Source organism: Pseudomonas sp. P4_C8, from assembly GCF_056401975.1.
This window is the reverse complement of the sequence record NZ_JBFUIH010000009.1, coordinates 107406-127511: the sequence shown is the minus strand read 5'-3', so window position 1 is coordinate 127511 and position 20106 is coordinate 107406. Positions and strand designations below refer to the sequence as shown.

16 protein-coding genes are annotated in these 20106 nt (G+C 59.1%); 8 read left to right on the top strand and 8 right to left on the bottom strand.

From position 1 onward, the window contains the following. The first annotated feature begins 86 nt into the window (after positions 1-86). Entirely contained in the window at positions 87-1010 is a 924-nt protein-coding gene (locus AC1DWM_RS08000) for a LysR family transcriptional regulator (protein ID WP_223516764.1), read from the top strand. 119 nt (positions 1011-1129) lie between these two features. Here AC1DWM_RS08000 and AC1DWM_RS07995 read toward each other — a convergent pair whose 3' ends face one another. The 3 genes from AC1DWM_RS07995 to AC1DWM_RS07985 all read right to left on the bottom strand — a co-directional run bounded on the left by AC1DWM_RS07995 (position 1130) and on the right by AC1DWM_RS07985 (position 4747). Then, positions 1130-1858 (bottom strand): aspartate/glutamate racemase family protein, encoded by a 729-nt coding sequence (locus AC1DWM_RS07995; protein WP_477794957.1) that lies wholly within the window; start codon positions 1856-1858, stop codon positions 1130-1132. 57 nt (positions 1859-1915) lie between these two features. Further along, positions 1916-3454: an NCS1 family nucleobase:cation symporter-1 gene (locus tag AC1DWM_RS07990; RefSeq protein WP_477794956.1), complete on the bottom strand. Its 1539-nt coding sequence runs from the start codon at positions 3452-3454 to the stop codon at positions 1916-1918. A 552-nt stretch (positions 3455-4006) separates the two neighbouring features. Next, positions 4007-4747: a phosphoadenylyl-sulfate reductase gene (locus AC1DWM_RS07985; protein ID WP_223516759.1), complete on the bottom strand. Its 741-nt coding sequence runs from the start codon at positions 4745-4747 to the stop codon at positions 4007-4009. A 173-nt stretch (positions 4748-4920) separates the two neighbouring features. Between AC1DWM_RS07985 and thrH the strand changes: the two genes are divergently transcribed. Then, positions 4921-5538: a bifunctional phosphoserine phosphatase/homoserine phosphotransferase ThrH gene (gene thrH / locus AC1DWM_RS07980; RefSeq protein ID WP_223516757.1), complete on the top strand. Its 618-nt coding sequence runs from the start codon at positions 4921-4923 to the stop codon at positions 5536-5538. A gap of 112 nt (positions 5539-5650) precedes the next feature. On the opposite strand, the gene pabB is transcribed toward thrH, so the two are convergent. The 4 genes from pabB to rloA form a co-directional block, all read right to left on the bottom strand. Then, positions 5651-6988: an aminodeoxychorismate synthase component I gene (gene pabB, locus AC1DWM_RS07975; protein ID WP_223516755.1), complete on the bottom strand. Its 1338-nt coding sequence runs from the start codon at positions 6986-6988 to the stop codon at positions 5651-5653. A 215-nt stretch (positions 6989-7203) separates the two neighbouring features. Then, on the bottom strand, positions 7204-8190 hold the full coding sequence (locus AC1DWM_RS07970) for an alpha-L-glutamate ligase-like protein (RefSeq protein ID WP_223516753.1): 987 nt from the start codon (positions 8188-8190) through the stop codon (positions 7204-7206). Further along, positions 8190-9725 (bottom strand): osmotic stress tolerance membrane protein RloB, encoded by a 1536-nt coding sequence (rloB, locus tag AC1DWM_RS07965; protein WP_477794955.1) that lies wholly within the window; start codon positions 9723-9725, stop codon positions 8190-8192. The genes AC1DWM_RS07970 and rloB overlap by 1 nt, the downstream gene beginning before the upstream one ends. A 5-nt stretch (positions 9726-9730) precedes the next feature. Beyond that, positions 9731-10267 carry a retropepsin-like aspartic peptidase RloA gene (gene rloA / locus AC1DWM_RS07960; RefSeq protein ID WP_477794954.1) on the bottom strand — a complete coding sequence of 179 codons (537 nt, stop codon included), beginning with the start codon at positions 10265-10267 and terminating at the stop codon, positions 9731-9733. 302 nt (positions 10268-10569) lie between these two features. Between rloA and AC1DWM_RS07955 the strand changes: the two genes are divergently transcribed. From AC1DWM_RS07955 to prpD, 6 genes are all read left to right on the top strand, one after another. After that, positions 10570-11286: a GntR family transcriptional regulator gene (locus AC1DWM_RS07955; protein ID WP_404942948.1), complete on the top strand. Its 717-nt coding sequence runs from the start codon at positions 10570-10572 to the stop codon at positions 11284-11286. Further along, positions 11283-12173 carry a methylisocitrate lyase gene (gene prpB / locus AC1DWM_RS07950; protein ID WP_027922545.1) on the top strand — a complete coding sequence of 297 codons (891 nt, stop codon included), beginning with the start codon at positions 11283-11285 and terminating at the stop codon, positions 12171-12173. The genes AC1DWM_RS07955 and prpB overlap by 4 nt, the downstream gene beginning before the upstream one ends. Before the next feature lie 43 nt (positions 12174-12216). After that, positions 12217-13344 (top strand): bifunctional 2-methylcitrate synthase/citrate synthase, encoded by a 1128-nt coding sequence (prpC, locus tag AC1DWM_RS07945; protein WP_223516748.1) that lies wholly within the window; start codon positions 12217-12219, stop codon positions 13342-13344. 183 nt (positions 13345-13527) lie between these two features. After that, positions 13528-16122, top strand: a complete 2595-nt coding sequence (gene acnD, locus AC1DWM_RS07940) for a Fe/S-dependent 2-methylisocitrate dehydratase AcnD (protein ID WP_477794953.1) — start codon at positions 13528-13530, stop codon at positions 16120-16122. A 66-nt stretch (positions 16123-16188) separates the two neighbouring features. Next, complete coding sequence (gene prpF / locus AC1DWM_RS07935; protein WP_223516738.1) at positions 16189-17379, top strand: 2-methylaconitate cis-trans isomerase PrpF; 1191 nt, start codon at positions 16189-16191, stop codon at positions 17377-17379. A 174-nt stretch (positions 17380-17553) separates the two neighbouring features. After that, positions 17554-19038, top strand: coding sequence for a 2-methylcitrate dehydratase (gene prpD, locus AC1DWM_RS07930; RefSeq protein WP_223516736.1), 1485 nt, complete (start codon positions 17554-17556; stop codon positions 19036-19038). 122 nt (positions 19039-19160) lie between these two features. On the opposite strand, the gene ppsR is transcribed toward prpD, so the two are convergent. Beyond that, positions 19161-19979, bottom strand: a complete 819-nt coding sequence (gene ppsR, locus AC1DWM_RS07925; RefSeq protein WP_223516734.1) for a posphoenolpyruvate synthetase regulatory kinase/phosphorylase PpsR — start codon at positions 19977-19979, stop codon at positions 19161-19163. Positions 19980-20106: the final 127 nt, after the last annotated feature.

The following is a 20106-nucleotide window of genomic DNA, read 5'->3' as shown; positions in this document are numbered from 1 at the left end:
TGGAGCCTAGTATCGATTGCGGATTACACGCTGAGTAGACGGTAATTGCGATAGTCTGTGTAAACCAAAAGTTTATAGTGGCGCTTATGGAAACCTTCAGCAGTATCGAATGCTTCGTGCGCAGCGCCGAGGTCGGCAGCTTTGCCGAAGCCGCTCGGCGCTTGAGTCTGACCCCGGCAGCTGTGGGCAAGAGTGTTGCAAAACTTGAGGCGCGGCTCGGTGTGCGGCTGTTTCAACGCAGCACCCGTAGCCTGACATTGACGGAAGCCGGTCAGCTGTTTCTCGGCGAGGTCAGTTCCAGCCTGCACACCATCCAGAATGCCGTGGCCAATCTGGCCAGCGCCGAAGGGCGACCGGCGGGGACGTTGAAGGTCAGCATGGGGACGGTGTTCGGGCGTCTGTATATCGTGCCGTTGCTGGGGGAGTTTTTGCGGCGCTTTCCGGCGATTAATCCGGACTGGCACTTCGATAACCGTCAGGTGGATTTGATCGCGCAGGGGTTCGACGCGGCCATCGGCGGCGGTTTCGAACTGCCCCAAGGTGTGGTGGCGCGCAAGCTGACGCCGGCGCATCGGGTATTGGTGGCGTCAGCCGGTTATCTGGAGGCGCACGACGTCATCGTCGAGCCCGATCATCTCAAGCACCACGATGGCATTCTGATTCGTTCGCCGCAGACCGGCCGGGTGCGTTCCTGGCAGTTGACCAGTCGCACGCAGCAGCACAGTCCGTTGACGCTGAAGGCGCGAATGACCATGAGCGATTCGGAAGCGGCGTGCGCGACGGCAGCCCAGGGGCTGGGGATTGCACTGGTGAGCATGCCGTTCGCTTCGGGTTATCTGGAGAGCGGGAAGCTGCAACGAGTGCTGCCGGACTGGTACATCGACGATGGCAACATTTCGATCTATTACGCGGAACACAAACTGTTGCCGGGCAAGACCCGGGCGTTTGTGGATTTCATCATTGAGCAGTTTGCGGAGCAGGGGTTGGGGCAGCGGTTTAGTGCGGTTTGAGCCTGGCTTGATACCGGAGGTGCTGCCATCGCGGGCAAGCCCGGCTCCCACAGGGGATTTTTGAGCACCCAAAATCCATTGTGGGAGCGTGGCTTGCCCGCGATGAACGATAACGCGGTCTACCGCCCGAACCGTCCCGGCCAGCCAACAATGTGCTTCGGCCGAGGCGTCGCATACGTGCGCACTTTCGACGTCGACAACCGCAACCGCACGAGTGATTCGGCAATGGTCACCGCCGCCGTCACGCCATCCACCACCGGCACGCCAGTGCGCTGACGGATCTGTTCATCCAGCCCGGCCATCCCGCCACAGCCCAGGCAAATCACCTCGGCCTTGTCCTCCAGCACCGACAATTCCGCCTGACGCACAATCGCTTCCAGCGCCCGCTGCGGATCGGACTCCAGTTCCAGCACCGCCAGCCCACTGGCTCGCACCGATGCGCAGCGATCCCAGAGGCCGGACAGTTTGAGACGATCTTCGATCAGCGGCACGGTGCGGTCCAGCGTGGTTACCACCGAATAGGCATGGCCGAGGAACATCGCGGTGCTGGCCGCCGCGTCGGTGATGTCCACCACTGGCACGTTGAGCAGTTCCTGCAAGCCTTCGCGGCCGTGTTCGCCATAACCGGCCTGAATCACTGCGTCGAAAGGCTGGTCGTAGGACATCACCCGGTCCATCACGGCGATGGCGGCCAGGTAACTTTCGAAATTGCCTTCGATGGAGTCAGCACCGAAGTGCGGCGTCAGGCCGATGATTTCCGTGCCCGGTGCGGCCACCGATTGAGCCGAACGCGCGATGGCCTGGGTGATGGATTCGGTGGTGTTGACGTTGACCACGAGAATTCGCATGAGAAGTCCTTATAGCGGGGTGGTTCTGCGGCCCGACGCTGTCGGGTCGCCAAGGGATTAATGGCTGACGTTGTCGACCGCGATGGCTTCACCGCTAACGTCGGCGTAGTGGGGCTGCCGTTTGGCGATGATCAGGTAGAGCATTCCGGCGATCCCGGCGCCGATCAGCCAGGAGAACGGAGATACGCTGTGGAAACCGGGTACCAGCGCCAGGACGATGGCGATCAACGCTGCGGGAATAAAAGCCGCCACGGCGCGTAAATTGACGCCACGGCTGTAGTAATAAGCGCCGTTGGGGTCTTCGCTGTACAACTGCGGCACGTTGACCTGACCTTTTCGTACCAGCCAGTAATCGACCATGATCACGCCGTACAACGGCCCGAGCAGGGCGCCTAGGCCGGAGAGGAAATACACAATCACCAAGGGGCTGTTATAGAGATTCCACGGCAGGATCAGCACCGCGATGGTCGCGCTGATCAGCCCGGCGCGGCGGAACGTCAGGTACTTCGGCGCCAGGTTACTCAGCACGAAGGCCGGGGCCACGAAGTTGGCCATGATGTTCTCTGCCACGGTGACGATCAGGAATGCCAGGCAGCCAAGCACCAGGAAGAAGGTATTGGGGATCGAGGCGATGATTTCGGTCGGGCTTTCGATGATCCGGCCATTGATCTGAAATTGCGCGCCACACAGCAGGACGGTGATGCTGGCGAACACCAGAATATTCACCGGCAAGCCCCAGAAATTTCCGACCTTGATGGTTTTGCGGCACGGCGACGAGCGTGCGAAGTCGCAGAAATTCAGGATCAGCGTGCCGTAAATCGCCAGCCACAGCGCGCCGCCGGCGAAGATATTGCGCCACATCTCGCCACCGGTCAGCGGTTCGCGGATCGACCAGGCGATGGTCGCATCGGCCTGGAAGTACATCCACCCGGCGAGGGAAGCGACGGTCAGCAGGATCACCGGCCCGGCAAACGCTTCGTAGCGCCGCACCATCTCCATGCCATAGGCAAGAATCCCCAGTTGCACCAACCAGATCGCCACGAAACACACCCAGCCCAGGCTCGACAGGCCAAGGATCGAGTTGTGGTCGTAGTCGGCGAAACCGGGATGCACCGCCGTCAGCAACACACGAAAGACAACGGAGGCCAGGTATGTCTGAATGCCGAACCAGGCGATGGCGATAACGGCGCGGATCAGTGCAGGAATCTGCGCTCCGTGAATGCCGAAACTGATCCGGCTGATGACAGGAAACGGCACGCCGGTCTTTTGTCCCATGTATCCCGACAGGTTCATGAAGCAATACACCAGCGCCGCGCCGATCCCCAGCGACAGCAGGATCTGCCAGCCGCCCAGGCCGAGGGCGTACAGGCCGATGGCGAAGGAGTAGTTGGCGATGTTGTGAACGTCGTTGGTCCACAGGGCAAAGATGCTGTAGCGGCCCCAGCGCCGGCCCTCGGCTTTGGTCGGCGCGAGGTCTTTGTTGTGCAGGCGAGGGCTGAGCACCACGGGGTCTTGAAACGTTGGGCCGTGGGGGGCGGCAGTGGGAAAGGAGGGCAGATCCAGCGCGATATTGTTATTTGAGAGGCTAGTACGCATTCCGGCAGGCTCCGAGCTAGGCGTCGCGATGACTGTGCATGAGCGTGGGCTCGACAAATCTTCGTCGCGGGCAGTCAGCATCATTGGTTACGGGGCATCTGCAGCCTGTACGGGATAGGGCGCTTCAGGCTTGCGGATCGAAAGTGTGTGTATGTTTTGATGTGATTGTATACAAAACATGTATGCACTGAAGCCAGATCCATGCCAGCCAGGGATCTATGAAAACCTTTAGTAATTTCGTTTTGTTATCGGTTTCCAGTAAGTAATTGAAAAAAAGGCGATATAAATTGACCGATTGAACAGCTATTTATTTTTCGATGGGAATTGCGGGGATGATCGACTGAGGAAGTCTGAAGAAGAGGGTGTAACTTTTTGGGGCGTAGAAACAAAAAGTGCACACACAAATGGCACCTATGGTGACATTCGTGTGTACACATTTCTAAAGCCAGTCACGATCCTGTAGGAGCCGAGCTTGCTCGCGATAGCGGTCTAACAGTCAAAATAGAGGTTGAATGGCAGTCCGCAATCGCGAGCAAGCTCGGCTCCTACAGGTTATGCCTTGGATTTACTGATGATGTTCCCGGCATGCAACCCGCATTCTTTCTGCGTCGCCTCTTCCCACCACCAGCGACCTTCGCGCTCATGCTGATTCGGCAGCACTGGCCGGGTGCAGGGTTCGCAGCCAATGCTGATGAACCCGCGCTCGTGCAGGCTGTTGTACGGCAGCTCCAGCATGCGGATGTAGCCCCAGATCTCTTCGCTGGTCATTTGCGCCAACGGGTTGAATTTGTACAGGGTGCGCTCGGGGGTAGAGAACGCGGTGTCGATTTCCAGCACGGCGACGGCGCTGCGGGTGCCGGGGCTCTGGTCACGGCGCTGACCGGTGGCCCAGGCGGTTACGCCGGATAACTTGCGGCGCAGCGGCTCGATCTTGCGGATACCGCAGCATTCGCCATGGCCGTCCTTGTAGAAACTGAACAGGCCTTTTTCCTTCACGAACGGTTCAAGTTTCGTGTGGTCCGGTGACACCAGTTCGATGTCGATCTTGTAGTGCTCGCGCACCTGATCGATGAAACGGTAGGTTTCCGGGTGCAAGCGGCCGGTGTCGAGGCTGAACACTTTGACGTTCTTGTTCAGTTTCCAGGCCATGTCTACCAGCACCACGTCTTCGGCGCCGCTGAAAGATATCCACAGGTCATCGCCAAACTCGGCAAACGCGAGTTTCAGAATGTCCTGCGCAGATTTATTGGCATAGGTCGTGGCGAGTTCCACGACGTCGAACGTTGGGCTCATCAGGGCGGCTTCCTACAGGTCGGTGGCGCTGGGCGCTCTATATGGTCCTGATGGTAACAAAATCCTGCAGTCGCTGGCGCGCCCTCTGCGTTGCGCCGATCAGTCTGAATCGCTAGAGTTCGGCAGTCTTTTTACTCGCTCGACTCAATAATCAATACAAATGGGAGTGTCTTGTGGAAATTGCCTGTCTGGATCTTGAAGGTGTACTGGTCCCGGAAATCTGGATCGCTTTCGCCGAAAAAACCGGGATCGAATCGCTCCGGGCCACCACTCGGGACATTCCCGATTACGACGTGCTGATGAAGCAACGTCTGCGAATCCTCGACGAACACGGCTTGAAACTCACTGATATTCAAGAAGTGATTGCCACGCTCAAGCCGCTCGATGGCGCCATTGAGTTCGTCAATTGGCTGCGTGAGCGTTTTCAGGTGGTGATTCTGTCAGACACGTTCTACGAGTTTTCCCAGCCGCTGATGCGTCAACTGGGCTTCCCGACCTTGCTCTGCCATCGTCTGATTACCGACGATTCGGGTCGGGTGACCAGCTATCAGTTGCGTCAGAAAGATCCCAAGCGTCAGTCGGTTTTGGCCTTCAAGAGCCTTTACTACCGGGTGATCGCGGCGGGGGATTCTTACAACGACACCACGATGCTGGGTGAGGCGGATGCCGGGATTCTGTTCCATGCGCCGGACAATGTGATCCGCGAGTTCCCGCAGTTTCCGGCGGTGCACACATTTGAAGAGCTGAAGCAGGAGTTTATCAAGGCTTCGAATCGGGCATTGGGTCTGTAATCGTTTTCGAGGACGCCATCGCGGGCAAGCCTTGCTCCTACAGGTTTTGTGTCGTACGCCGGAAATCGGAACGACTCAAAACCCGTAGGAGCAAGGCTTGCCCGCGATGCTTTTAAAGGTTCTGCAGGGTATCGAGCAGTACCTTTACCTTGGTAATCGATTCCTGGTACTCAGCCTGCCATTCGGAATCGGCGACAATCCCGCCGCCACCCCAGCAACACACCTGCCCATCCTTGACCAGCAAGCTGCGAATCGCGATGGAACTGTCCATCTCGCCGCGCACATCCAGATACAGCAGTGACCCGCAGTACAAGCCGCGCCGGGTCGGCTCCAGCTCATCAATGATCTGCATCGCACGAATCTTCGGTGCGCCGGTGATCGAGCCGCCGGGGAAGCTGCCGGCGATCAGGTCCAGCGCATCCCGCTCATCCGCCAGTTCACCGGTCACGCTGCTCACCAGGTGATGCACGTTCGGATAGCTTTCCAGGCTGAACAACTCCGGCACCCGCACCGAGCCGATGCGGCAGGTACGGCCCAAGTCATTGCGCAGCAGGTCGACAATCATCAAATTTTCCGCGCGGTCCTTGGGGCTGGCCAGCAGTTCGGCGGCGTTCGCGGCATCTTCGGCTGCGGTCAGGCCGCGCGGGCGGGTGCCTTTGATTGGGCGGGTTTCCACATGACGCTCGCTGACTTTGACGAAGCGCTCCGGGGAAAGGCTCAGCACCGCGCCGCCATCGGGCAGGCTCTGGAAACCGGAAAAGGGTGTCGGGCACGCGGCTCGCAGGGCGACATACGCCGCCCATGGATCGCCTTGGCACTCAGCGCGGAAGCGTTGGGCGAAATTGACCTGGTAGCAATCGCCGGCCTGGATGTAGTTTTGAATACGTTCCAGCGCCCGTCGATACTCGTCGGCGCTCAGATCGGCCTTCATCGGCGCTTTCAGTGTGAAGGGTTCAACAGCTTCAGCGGTCGGCTGACTGAATAGCGTGATCAGACGCTGGCGTTCGCTTTCGATCAACGACGGGTGAAACACCAGTTGACTGGTCTTCACGTGGTGATCGCTGATCAAGGCCCAGTCATACAACCCGAAACGCGCGTCGGGTAAGTGCAGATCGTCTTGCGCCTGGCTCGGCAGATGCTCCAGGTGCCGACCGAAGTCGTAGCTCAGATAACCGATCAGGCCGCCGGCGAAGGGCAGTTCATGAGGAACAGCCGCTTCACCGAGTCGTGTCAGATGGTCGCGCAGGCGTTGCAGGAAATCGCTGCCGCTTTCGTCAGGCAGCACCGCCAATTGCTCCAGCGGCCAGGCGCTGAGCAGATCAAAACGGCCACGTTCGGCACTCGGCCGGCCACTGTCGAGCAGCACGGCACCGGGGGCATGACGAATCGCCGCGAAGTACTCGGCGGGGTTGGCGCGATAAGGGAGTGGATGTACGGAACAGGTCAACATGGGCGGGACGGATCAGCCATCGAGGCGGGGTGGCGATTGTAGTCCTCTGCAGGATTTGCTCCTAGAGGAGATGTCGGGGATTGGCAGGTTGGGGGACGGGTAGAGTGTTGTATCGGCTGGAAATCCGCCATCGCGAGCAAGCTCGGCTCCTACAGGATTTGCGCAATCCTTGTAGGAGCCGAGCTTGCTCGCGATGGTGGCGACTCGGTCCCGGATCAGACTTCAACCACCGGAATATGCCCAAACATCTCCTGCGCAAATTCCACTCGCTCCTTCACCTTCTCGGTAATCCCGCGAGCCTTCAATTCTTCCAGACGCGCTTCGACCGCGTGCGTGCGCAAGGTCAGGCCGCAATCGTTGGCGATCTGAATGTTCAACCCCGGCCGGGCATTGAGCTCAAGGATCAGCGGGCCTTTTTCCTGGTCCAGGACCATATCAACGCCGATGTAACCTAATCCGCACAGCTCATAACAGCCGGCAGCGAGTTTCATGAAACCGTCCCAGTAGGGCAGTTGCACGCCGTCCACGGCGTTGGTGGTGTCCGGGTGTTTGGTGATGATGTTGTTCAGCCACGTACCGCGCAGTGTCTCGCCGGTCGCGAGGTCGACGCCGACGCCGATCGCGCCTTGGTGCAGGTTCGCCTTGCCGCCGGATTGCCGGGTCGGCAGGCGTAACATGGCCATCACCGGGTAGCCCATCAGCACGATGATGCGAATGTCCGGCACGCCTTCATAGCTGATGCTCTTGAAGATCTGGTCCGGGATCACCCGGTATTCGATCAGCGCGCGGTCGCGGTGACCGCCCAAGGAATACAGGCCGGTGAGGATGCTTGAGACATGGTGCTCGATTTCCTCATGACTGATGATCTTGCCAGACACCGTGCGGTAGCGGCCCTCGAAACGGTCGACAATCACAATGATGCCGTCACCGCCCGCGCCCTGGGCCGGTTTGATCACGAAGTCGGTGCGCCCGCCGATGATCTCGTCGAGGTTGTCGATTTCTTTCTCGGTAGAAATCACGCCATACAATTCCGGCACATGAATGCCGGCAGCAATGGCGCGCTCCTTGGTGATGATCTTGTCATCGACAATCGGGTACAGACTGCGCTTGTTGTACTTGAGCACGTAGTCTGCATTGCGCCGATTGATACCCATGATGCCCCGGGCTTCCAGGGCCTTCCAGGTCTTCCAGAAACCGAACATCAGGCGTCAGCCTTCTTCAGGAACGCCTTGAAGCGCACCAGTTCGGTCAGGCGGTAACCGCGATAGCGACCCATTGCCAGCATGAAGGCCACCAGGATCAGCAGGATCGCCGGGAAGGTGAACACGAAGTACACCAGCTCCGGCACGGTCATGATCAAGTGCGCCAGGGACGCGGCGAACAGGGTGCCGATGGCCACTTTCATGGCATGGCCCGAGCCGCGTTCTTCCCAGGTAATCGACAAGCGTTCGATGGTCATGGTCAGGATCACCATCGGGAACAGCGCCACTGACAGCCCGCGTTCCAGGCCGAGTTTATGGCTGAGCAGGCTGATGGTCGCGATCAGCACCACCACGAAAGTCAGCACCACCGACAGCCTCGGCAGCATTTGCAGCTTCAGGTGTTCCAGGTAGGAACGCAGCGAGAGCCCCAGCGCTGTGATGATCGTAAACAGCACGATGCCGAAGCCGAGTTGGGTTTCACGGAAGGCGAGGGCGATCAGCACCGGGGTAAAGGTGCCGAGTGTCTGAATGCCTATCAGGTTGCGCAGGATCAGAATCACCAGCACGCCAATCGGGATCATCACCATGATCATGAACGTCTGCTGGGTTTGCAGCGGCAAGCCATACAGCGAGTATTCGAGGAAGTTGGCGTCGGTGTTTTCATCGGTCAGCTTGGCCAGGCGAATGGCGTTCATTTCACTGTTGTTCAGGCTGAAAGTCACGTTGGCTTTTTTGCCGCCATCGACCGTGATCAGGTTTTCGTCGCCGGTCCACCACAGCAAGCGGTCGGTCGGCAGGCCTTGTTCCCCGGATTCCGGGTTGAAGTACAGCCAGTCGGTGCCGTTGAAGCTGCGCAGCCACAATTCAGGTACTTGCGGCTGATCGGCCACCAGACGAATGGTGTGGACCTTTTCCACCGGCACGTGGGCGATGGACAGTACCAGCTCGACGATTTTGGCTTTGTTCGCGCTGGACGGATCTCCAGCCAGCAGCAGTTTCACATTGTCGTCGCTGAGGTTGTTGACCCGCTTGATCGCCTCACCAATGAACGTTTCGACGTCGGCCGAGTGCTGGCGAATCGGCGCGAGCAGGGCTTCGGCGGCGATTTTTTCCGGGCCTTCGACGGCGATGCTGTCGCGGAAGGTCGGGCCTTTGACTTTGGATTTTTCGCCGGAGTAGCGCTTGGTCAGCACCAGGCGGTAATACAGTGTCTGGTTGCCCTTGGCCCGGCGCGCCGACCAGGTGACCTTGCGGTTGCCGTCGACACGGTTCACCGCCACACCGTAATTATTGGAGATGAAGCTCTCGTTGAGACTGACGAAGTCGCGGCTCAGCGGCGGCACGAACATCTGGATCTTGACCGGGTCTTTGGCACTGGCGACGAACTCGACCTTGGCGTCGATGTTCCACAAGTCGTCGGTGGCGTCTTCGGTCACGGGAATGCCGAGCACGAAGATCTGATAGGCCGTAACTGAAATGCCCAGCACCACCAGGATGGCGATCAGCATTTTCAGATGGAGGTTAAGAGAGCGCATTGGAATTACTCTGCGGTATGAGCGTCGGTGGCGCAGGCGGGTTTGCCAGCAGCGTATTTAAGACTGGGGTCGACCAGCGCGTCGAAGCGTTTGAGCGCTTCGGAGCCGATCAACAACGGGTATTGGAAAGCGCTGCGGTCGGTCAGGTTCACTTCGATGCTGCGCAAAGCCGAACCTATGCAAATGTCCAGCTCGATCACCGGGCGGGCCGTGTACTTCTTGCCTTCTTCCGGGTCGTAGTCACCGGCCCGGCGCTTGATCTTGCTGACACGGGCCAGTGGGCGTTCGATCGGGTGCGAATGAGCGGCGTCGATAGCCAGGTAAAAGCGCACCCAGGACTCGCCATTGCGTTTGAAGCGTTTGATGTCGCGGGCACTCAGAGAAGCGGTCTTCGCTCCGGTGTCGAGTTTGGCCGCGACTTCAAGGTTGATGCCATCCAGGGACGCGTACTCGTTAAGGCCGTACACCGTCTTTTCCCCTGCCGCGGCAAAACCGGGCAGGCAAAGTAGATAAAGGAATGTCGGGAAGGGCTTGAGTCTCATAAATCCTGGCGCGCAGCGGTCCGTACTTCGATTCAAGGCCCTGGCATTGCTGCACAAGCTCCCTCGTATGCCTGTCAGCTATTTATGACAAGCAGTGCAGATGCCACAAACAAATGCGGGCGGCATTCTAGCACGGTGGTTTGATGGCGCCAGCGCTGGCAGGCGGCTATAAACCATTGTGCTGCTTTGTTATGGTGCGGTCGGTTATTAGACGATTGTCGACAATATCGAATTAACCTTTGACTGTGCGGCCTGTTTTCGCTAGTTTTTGCGGCATCAGCTTTCAAGGTGTCGACAATATGTTGGATCAACTGGATCCCCCGCTCACTACCCAAGACGATTCGGAGACACTTTCCGAAAACGTCTTTCGGCGTATTCAAGCGGCCATCGTCAAGGGCGAGATCGCCCCGGGCAGCAAGATCTCCGAGCCGGAGCTGGCGCGCACCTATGGCATCAGCCGCGGGCCGCTGCGTGAAGCGATCCATCGCCTGGAAGGCCAGCGTCTGCTGGTGCGCGTGCCGCATGTTGGGGCACGAGTGGTTTCGCTGAACCATGCCGAGTTGCTGGAACTCTACGAAATCCGTGAGTCCCTTGAAGGCATGGCCTGCCGTCTGGCCGCCGAGCGCATGACCCTCGAAGAAATCGACGAACTGCGCCGCGTCCTCGAAACCCACGAGCGCGATGAGGCGTTTCAGGCCGGACGAGGCTACTACCAGCAGGAAGGCGATTTCGACTTCCACTACCGGATCATCCAGGGCAGCGGCAACCGCACGCTGACCCAAATGCTCTGCGGCGAGCTCTATCAACTGGTGCGCATGTACCGCATCCAGTTTTCCACCGTACCCAATCGCCCGCACCAGGCATTTGCCGAGCACCACCGAATTCTCGATGCCATCGCCGACCGTGACGGTGAACTGGCCGAGTTGTTGATGCGCCGTCACATCGGCGCCTCCAAACGTAATATCGCCCGTCATTACCAGGACGGCGCTAACCCGACAGCCAAACGAGGTGAGTCATGAGTTTGAACAAGAGCACTCCAGGCCAGCGTTTCCGCGATGCGGTCGCCAGCGAGCATCCATTGCAAGTGGTCGGCGCGATCAACGCCAACCACGCGTTGCTGGCCAAGCGCGCCGGTTTCAAGGCGATTTACCTGTCGGGTGGCGGGGTGGCTGCCGGCTCCCTCGGCGTGCCGGACCTGGGCATCACTGGCCTGGATGACGTACTGACCGACGTGCGTCGTATCACCGACGTCTGCGACTTGCCGCTGCTGGTGGATGTGGACACCGGTTTCGGTTCCTCGGCGTTCAACGTCGCTCGTACCGTGAAGTCGATGATCAAGTTCGGCGCTGCCGCCGTTCACATCGAAGACCAGGTCGGCGCAAAGCGTTGCGGCCACCGTCCTAATAAAGAAATCGTTTCGTTGCAGGAAATGGTCGACCGCATCAAAGCCGCAGTGGATGCGCGTACTGATGACAGCTTCGTGATCATGGCTCGCACCGACGCCTTGGCAGTCGAAGGCCTGGAATCTGCCCTGGATCGCGCTGCTGCGTGCATCGAGGCTGGCGCCGACATGATCTTCCCGGAAGCCATCACCGAACTGGACATGTACAAGCTGTTCGCCAGCCGCGTGAAAGCGCCGATCCTGGCCAACATCACCGAATTCGGTGCGACCCCGCTGTACACCACCGAGCAACTGGCCGGTGCCGATGTATCGCTGGTGCTGTACCCGCTGTCCGCTTTCCGCGCAATGAACAAAGCCGCGGAAAACGTTTACACCGCGATCCGTCGCGACGGCACGCAACAGAACGTTATCGACACCATGCAGACACGCATGGAGCTTTACGATCGCATCGACTACCACACCTTCGAGCAGAAGCTCGATGCGTTGTTTGCTGCGAAGAAGTAAGTCGAACAACTCCCTAACAAATTCAAGAATTCTGGAGACAGCAATGGCCGAAGCAAAAGTACTCAGTGGCGCCGGGCTCCGTGGCCAGGTTGCCGGGCAAACCGCACTGTCCACCGTGGGCCAATCGGGCGCAGGCCTGACCTATCGTGGCTACGACGTTCGTGAACTGGCGGCTGACGCTCAGTTCGAAGAAGTCGCCTACCTGCTGCTGTACGGCGAACTGCCGACCAAAGCGCAACTGGACGCCTACGTCAGCAAACTGAGCAAGCTGCGTGACCTGCCGCAAGCCTTGAAAGAAGTGCTGGAACGCATCCCCGCCGACGCCCACCCGATGGACGTGATGCGTACCGGCTGCTCGTTCCTGGGTAACCTGGAACCGGAGAACAATTTCTCCGAGCAGCACGACAAAACCGACCGTCTGCTGGCCGCGTTCCCAGCAATCATGACCTACTGGTATCGCTTCAGCCATGACGGCAAGCGCATCAGCTGCGTGACTGACGAGCAGTCTATCGGTGGCCATTTCCTGCACCTGCTGCACGGTGAAAAGCCGAGCGAGTTGCACGTCAAGGTGATGAACGTTTCGTTGATCCTTTACGCAGAGCACGAGTTCAACGCGTCGACGTTCACCGCGCGTGTTTGTGCGTCCACCCTGTCGGATCTGTTTTCCTGCATCACCGCCGCGATCGGCTCGCTGCGTGGCCCGCTGCACGGCGGCGCCAACGAAGCAGCGATGGAAATGATCGAGCGCTTCAGCTCGCCAGAAGCGGCGATCGAAGGCACCCTCGGCATGCTCGAGCGTAAAGACAAGATCATGGGCTTCGGTCACGCGATCTATAAGGACAACGATCCGCGCAACGAAGTGATCAAGGGCTGGTCGAAAAAACTCGCTGACGAAGTGGGTGACAAGGTGTTGTTCCCGGTCTCCGAAGCCATCGACAAGACCATGTGGGAGCAAAAGAAACTGTTCCCGAACGCCGACTTCTACCATGCCTCGGCGTACCACTTCATGGGCATTCCCACCAAGTTGTTCACACCGATTTTCGTCTGCTCGCGCCTGACCGGTTGGGCTGCCCACGTGTTCGAACAACGTGCCAACAACCGCATCATCCGCCCGAGCGCCGAGTACACCGGCGTCGAACAGCGCAAGTTCGTGCCAATCGAACAACGCTGAATGGTGAGGGCTGGCTAATCGGGAACCTGTAGGAGCCGAGCTTGCTCGCGATGACGGTCTGACATTCAACATTGATGTCGACTGATACACCGCCATCGCGAGCAAGCTCGGCTCCTACAGGGGATCGGTTTCAATGCAATGCCAGCCCCCACCCTTTGTAATTACCGTGACCGAGTCCTGACGATGAACACAAAATTTCGTAAATCGCTGCCCGGCAGCCATCTGGATTACTTCGACGTCCGCGCGGCAGTCGAAGCCATTGCCCCTGGCGCCTACGACACCCTGCCGTACACCTCGCGCGTGCTGGCGGAAAACCTTGTGCGTCGCTGCGACCCGGCCACGCTCACCGAATCCCTGAAGCAATTCATCGAACGCAAGCGCGACCTCGACTTCCCGTGGTTCCCGGCCCGCGTGGTGTGCCACGACATTCTCGGCCAGACCGCACTCGTCGACCTCGCCGGCCTGCGTGACGCCATCGCCCTGCAAGGCGGCGATCCTGCGCAAGTGAACCCGGTGGTGCCGACCCAATTGATCGTCGACCACTCCCTGGCCGTCGAGCGTGGTGGTTTTGATCCGGACGCGTTCGAGAAGAACCGCGCCATCGAAGACCGTCGTAACGAAGACCGTTTCCACTTCATCAACTGGACCAAGAAGGCGTTCAAGAACGTCGACGTGATCCCGCCAGGCAACGGCATCATGCACCAGATCAACCTGGAGAAAATGTCTCCGGTGATCCAGGTGCGTGACGGCGTGGCGTTCCCCGACACCTGCGTCGGCACCGACAGCCACACCCCGCACGTTGATGCGCTGGGCGTGATCGCCATCGGCGTCGGTGGTCTCGAAGCCGAGAGCGTAATGCTCGGGCGTGCCTCCTGGATGCGTCTGCCAGAAAGCGTCGGTGTTGAATTGACCGGCAAGCTGCAACCGGGCATCACCGCCACCGACATGGTGCTGGCGTTGACCGAGTTCCTGCGCCAGCAAAAAGTGGTTGGCGCATGGCTGGAGTTCTTCGGTGAAGGCGCTGCCGCGCTGACCCTGGGCGACCGCGCAACCATTTCCAACATGGCCCCGGAATACGGCGCCACGGCTGCGATGTTCTACATCGACCAGCAGACCATCGACTACCTCAAGCTCACTGGCCGTGAAGATGATCAGGTGCAACTGGTCGAGAACTACGCCAAGACCACCGGCCTGTGGGTCGACAGCCTGAAGGGCGCGCAATACGAGCGCGGCTTGACCTTCGACTTGTCCACGGTCGTGCGCAACATGGCCGGCCCGAGCAACCCGCACGCCCGCGTGGCAGTTTCCGATTTGGCCGCCAAAGGCATCTCCGGTCAGTGGGACGACGTGCCTGGCCAAATGCCCGACGGCGCCGTGATCATCGCTGCGATCACCAGCTGCACCAACACCAGCAACCCGCGCAACGTCATCGCTGCCGGCCTGCTGGCGCGCAATGCCAACAAGCTCGGCTTGACCCGCAAGCCATGGGTGAAATCGTCCCTGGCACCAGGTTCGAAAACCGTCGCGCTGTACCTGGATGAAGCCGGTCTGACCGACGAACTGGAACAGCTGGGCTTCGGCGTCGTCGCCTTCGCCTGCACCACCTGCAACGGTATGTCCGGCGCACTGGACCCAGTGATCCAGCAAGAAATCATCGACCGTGACCTGTACGCCACCGCTGTACTGTCCGGCAACCGCAACTTCGACGGCCGGATCCACCCGTACGCCAAGCAAGCGTTCCTCGCCTCGCCGCCGCTGGTGGTTGCTTATGCCATCGCCGGGACCATCCGTTTCGACATCGAAAAAGATGTGCTGGCTGTGGTCGATGGCAAGGAAATCCGCCTGAAAGACATCTGGCCGAGCGACGAAGAAATCGACGCCGTGGTCAAGGCATCGGTGAAGCCGGAGCAGTTCCGTCAGGTCTACATCCCGATGTTCGCCATCCACGAAGACACCGGCCCGAAAGTTGCGCCACTGTACGACTGGCGCGAGATGAGCACCTACATCCGCCGTCCGCCGTACTGGGAAGGCGCGCTGGCCGGGGCACGTCCGCTCAAGGGCATGCGCCCGTTGGCAGTGCTGCCGGACAACATCACCACCGATCACCTGTCGCCGTCGAACGCGATCATGCTGGACAGCGCCGCCGGTGAATACCTGGCGAAAATGGGCCTGCCGGAAGAGGACTTCAACTCTTACGCGACTCATAGGGGCGACCATTTAACTGCGCAGCGTGCCACCTTCGCCAACCCGAAACTGTTCAACGAAATGGTTCTGGAAAACGGCAAGGTCAAGCAGGGTTCGCTGGCACGGGTCGAGCCGGAAGGCAAAGTGATGCGCATGTGGGAAGCCATCGAAACCTACATGGAGCGCAAGCAGCCGCTGATCATCATTGCCGGCGCCGACTACGGTCAGGGTTCGTCCCGCGACTGGGCGGCGAAGGGCGTGCGTCTGGCGGGTGTGGAAGCGATTGCCGCTGAAGGTTTCGAGCGCATTCACCGCACCAACCTGGTGGGCATGGGCGTGTTGCCGCTGGAATTCAAAGCCGGCACCAACCGTCACACTCTGGCCATCGACGGCAGTGAAACCTACGACGTGATCGGCGAGCGCACACCGCGCGCCGAGCTGACGCTGGTGATCCATCGCAAGAACGGCGAACGCGTCGATGTGCCGGTGACCTGCCGCCTCGACACCGCTGAAGAAGTGTCGATCTATGAGGCCGGCGGCGTGTTGCAACGCTTTGCCCAGGACTTCCTCGAAGAATCGGCAGTCGCCGTTTAACACACGCTGTACGGACACGGGACTTCAAGTCCCGTGTCTGTTTTCAAGGTAAGGAGTAACGAGCACATGGCTCACGCAGCTCAGATCAAAATCCCTGCCACCTACATGCGTGGCGGCACCAGCAAAGGCGTGTTTTTCAGCCTGAAAGACCTGCCCGAAGTGGCACAAATTCCTGGCCCGGCCCGCGATGCCTTGTTGCTGCGCGTGATCGGCAGCCCCGATCCGTACGATAAGCAAATCGACGGCATGGGCGGCGCAACCTCCAGCACCAGCAAAACTGTGATCCTGTCGAAAAGTCTCAAGGCTGATCACGACGTTGATTATCTGTTTGGTCAGGTGTCCATCGACAAGCCTTTCGTCGACTGGAGCGGCAACTGCGGCAACCTGACGGCGGCAGTCGGTTCGTTTGCCATCAGCAATGGTCTGGTGGACGCCAGCCGCATCCCGTACAACGGCGTGGCCGTGGTTCGTGTGTGGCAGGCCAACATTGGCAAGACCATCATTGCTCATGTGCCGATCACCAACGGTGAAGTGCAGGAAACCGGTGATTTCGAACTTGATGGCGTGACCTTTCCGGCCGCCGAAGTACAGGTCGAATTCATGGACCCTGCGGCGGAAGAAGAGGGCGGCGGCGGTTCGATGTTCCCTACCGGCAACCTGGTGGACGACCTCGAAGTACCCGGTGTCGGAACCTTCAAGGCGACCATGATCAATGCCGGCATCCCGACGATTTTCGTCAATGCCGAGGACATTGGTTACACCGGCACCGAATTGCAGGGCGCGATCAACAGCGATCCGAAAGCGCTGGCGATGTTCGAGACGATTCGTGCTTATGGCGCACTGCGCATGGGCCTGATCTCGAACCTCGACGAAGCGGCCAAGCGTCAGCACACCCCTAAGGTGGCCTTCGTGGCCAAGTCGGCGGACTACGTGTCGTCCAGCGGCAAGGCAATTGCGGCGGGTGATGTCGACCTGCTGGTACGTGCATTGTCGATGGGTAAATTGCACCACGCGATGATGGGCACAGCGGCTGTAGCCATTGGCACGGCAGCGGCAATTACCGGCACGTTGGTGAACCTCGCGGCAGGCGGTGTTGAGCGCAACGCAGTGCGCTTCGGCCATCCGTCCGGCACGTTGCGCGTTGGCGCCGAGGCTAGTCAGGTCAACGGTGAGTGGGTCGTGAACAAAGCCATCATGAGCCGCAGTGCGCGGGTATTGATGGAAGGGTTTGTCCGCGTACCGGGCGACTCGTTCTAAGCGACACCGTCCCCTGTAGGAGCACGGCTTGCCGGCGATGGCGTCTTTGAAATCGTCATCGCCGGCAAGCCGTGCTCCTACAGGGGACGCATTTCAATAACAAGAATTTGTCATTGACTGAGAATGTCCTGAACCGAGGTCCCATCAACGAGCCACGTGCAGAGTGAATCGAACATGAGTGCCAACGTCGACCTGAACAACCGTCCCGACTACGACAAGGTCCTGCAGGACATTGCCGATTACGTTCTCAACTACAAGATCGAGTCAGAAGAGGCGCTGGATACCGCGCGCAACTGCCTAATCGATACCTTGGGTTGCGGCCTGCTGGCCCTGCGGTTTCCCGAATGCACCAAGCATTTGGGGCCCTTGGTGGAAGGCACGGTCGTGCCGTTCGGCGCCCGGGTGCCGGGGACTAGTTACCGGCTCGATCCGGTCAAGGCAGCCTGGGACATCGGGTGCATTGTGCGCTGGCTCGACTACAACGACACCTGGCTCGCGGCTGAATGGGGTCATCCGTCGGATAATCTCGGCGGCATTCTCGCGGTGGCGGATCACTTGTCGCAAAAGCGTCTGGCCAATGGTGATGCGCCATTGACGGTTCGCGTGGTCCTCGAAGCAATGATCATGGCCCATGAGATTCAAGGCGTAATCGCCCTGGAAAACTCCTTCAACCGCGTCGGTCTCGATCACGTCATCCTGGTAAAAGTCGCCTCGACCGCCGTCACCGCCAAACTGATGGGCGCCAACCGCGAGCAGATGCTCTCGGCGTTGTCCCACGCATTCGCTGACGGTCAGGCATTGCGCACTTATCGCCATGCGCCGAATGCCGGCTCACGCAAATCATGGGCGGCGGGAGATGCGTCCAGTCGTGGTGTGCGTCTCGCGGACATTGCGATGCGTGGCGAGATGGGCATTCCCGGTGTGTTGAGTGCCAAGCAGTGGGGCTTTTACGACGTATTGTTCAGCCACACCAACAACGACCTGGCGCTTAAGCCCGAAGACAAACAGGCTTTCAGTTTCTCGCGGCCATACGGCAGTTATGTGATGGAAAACGTGCTGTTCAAGATCAGTTTTCCCGCCGAGTTCCATGCGCAAACGGCATGCGAAGCGGCAGTCACCTTGCATCCGCAGGTTCGAAACCGTTTGCACGATATCGACAGGATCGTCATCACCACCCACGAATCGGCGATTCGCATTATTTCCAAGGTTGGTCCGTTGGCCAACGCCGCCGATCGCGATCACTGCATCCAGTACATGACTGCTGTGCCGCTGGCCTTCGGCAATCTGGTGGCCGAGCACTACGAGGATGACTTCCACAAGGCGCATCCGATCATCGACGTCCTGCGCGAGAAAATGGTCATCGTCGAAAACCCGGTTTACACCCGTGAATACCTGGAAGCCGACAAGCGCTCGATCACCAATGCGATTCAGGTGTTTTTCAAGGATGGCTCCAGAACCGAGAACGTGGTGGTGGAGTACCCGATCGGCCATCGTCGGCGCCGTGTCGATGGCATTCCATTGCTGGAGGACAAGTTCAGGGCGAACCTGCTGACACGATTCACTGGGCAGCGAAGTGAGGCGATTTTTGCGTTGTGCAAGGATCAGCAGAAGCTTGAAGCGACACCGGTGAACCGGTTTGTGGATTTATTTGTTATCTAGGAGACCGTGTGATCGTTCATCGCGGGCAAGCCATGCTCCCACATTTGGAATACGTTCCCTGTGGGAGCGGCGGTGCGACGATTCGACTTGCCCGCGATGGCGATATAACAGGCGACGCAGAACTACTTGAACCGCCGCTCCACACCTTTTTCCACAAGAATTTTCGCGGAAATCTCTTCCACCGAAAAATGCGTGGAATTGATGTGAGCAATGTTCTCGCGGCGGAACAGGTTTTCCACCTCGCGCACTTCAAACTCGCACTGGGCATAGCTTGAATAACGGCTGTTAGGCTTGCGCTCGTTGCGGATCGCGGTAAGGCGGTCCGGGTCGATGGTCAGGCCAAACAGCTTGTGCTGATGGGCGCGCAGGGCGCTTGGCAGGGTCAGGCGTTCCATGTCGTCTTCGGTCAGCGGGTAGTTGGCCGCGCGGATGCCGAATTGCATGGCCATGTACAGACAGGTCGGGGTCTTGCCGCAACGCGACACGCCGACCAGGATCAAATCGGCCTTGTCGTAGTAGTGCGTGCGGGCGCCATCGTCGTTGTCGAGGGCGAAGTTCACCGCCTCGATGCGTTCCATGTAATTGGTGTTGGCGCCGATGGAGTGGGATTTGCCCACGGTGTAAGAAGAATGCTCGGTCAATTCCTGCTCAAGCGGTGCCAGGAACGTCGAGAAAATGTCGATCATGAAACCATTGGAGGTTGCGAGGATCTCACGGATGTCCTGATTGACGATGGTGTCGAAAATAATCGGCCGGAAGCCGTCGGTTTCAGCGGCTTTGTTGATTTGTTGTACCATGGCCCGCGCTTTATCCACGTTATCGATATACGGTCGCGTGAATTTGCTAAAGGTAATGTTTTCGAACTGCGCCAGGAGGCTTTGACCCAGGGTTTCGGCCGTGATGCCGGTACCGTCGGAAATAAAGAAAGCAGATCGTTTCATTTGCACCTTGGGCCTTAAGCTAATGACGAATCTTGGATATGATAGGCGCGGTTTGTCGGCCGCCAGTGGCCCGCATTCTCACTTATTTTCCAGGTCCAGGCCATACAGCTGGCAAACGCTCCTTTGA

What these genes read in the sequence shown, in the direction of transcription:
- AC1DWM_RS08000 (WP_223516764.1), top strand. Translation starts at nt 87, where the DNA reads ATGGAAACCTTCAGCAGTATCGAATGCTTCGTGCGCAGCGCCGAGGTC.
- AC1DWM_RS07995 (WP_477794957.1), bottom strand. Translation starts at nt 1,858, where the DNA reads ATGCGAATTCTCGTGGTCAACGTCAACACCACCGAATCCATCACCCAG.
- AC1DWM_RS07990 (WP_477794956.1), bottom strand. Translation starts at nt 3,454, where the DNA reads ATGCGTACTAGCCTCTCAAATAACAATATCGCGCTGGATCTGCCCTCC.
- AC1DWM_RS07985 (WP_223516759.1), bottom strand. Translation starts at nt 4,747, where the DNA reads ATGAGCCCAACGTTCGACGTCGTGGAACTCGCCACGACCTATGCCAAT.
- pabB (WP_223516755.1), bottom strand. Translation starts at nt 6,988, where the DNA reads ATGTTGACCTGTTCCGTACATCCACTCCCTTATCGCGCCAACCCCGCC.
- AC1DWM_RS07970 (WP_223516753.1), bottom strand. Translation starts at nt 8,190, where the DNA reads ATGTTCGGTTTCTGGAAGACCTGGAAGGCCCTGGAAGCCCGGGGCATC.
- rloB (WP_477794955.1), bottom strand. Translation starts at nt 9,725, where the DNA reads ATGCGCTCTCTTAACCTCCATCTGAAAATGCTGATCGCCATCCTGGTG.
- rloA (WP_477794954.1), bottom strand. Translation starts at nt 10,267, where the DNA reads ATGAGACTCAAGCCCTTCCCGACATTCCTTTATCTACTTTGCCTGCCC.
- prpB (WP_027922545.1), top strand. Translation starts at nt 11,283, where the DNA reads ATGAGTTTGAACAAGAGCACTCCAGGCCAGCGTTTCCGCGATGCGGTC.
- prpC (WP_223516748.1), top strand. Translation starts at nt 12,217, where the DNA reads ATGGCCGAAGCAAAAGTACTCAGTGGCGCCGGGCTCCGTGGCCAGGTT.
- acnD (WP_477794953.1), top strand. Translation starts at nt 13,528, where the DNA reads ATGAACACAAAATTTCGTAAATCGCTGCCCGGCAGCCATCTGGATTAC.
- prpF (WP_223516738.1), top strand. Translation starts at nt 16,189, where the DNA reads ATGGCTCACGCAGCTCAGATCAAAATCCCTGCCACCTACATGCGTGGC.
- prpD (WP_223516736.1), top strand. Translation starts at nt 17,554, where the DNA reads ATGAGTGCCAACGTCGACCTGAACAACCGTCCCGACTACGACAAGGTC.
- ppsR (WP_223516734.1), bottom strand. Translation starts at nt 19,979, where the DNA reads ATGAAACGATCTGCTTTCTTTATTTCCGACGGTACCGGCATCACGGCC.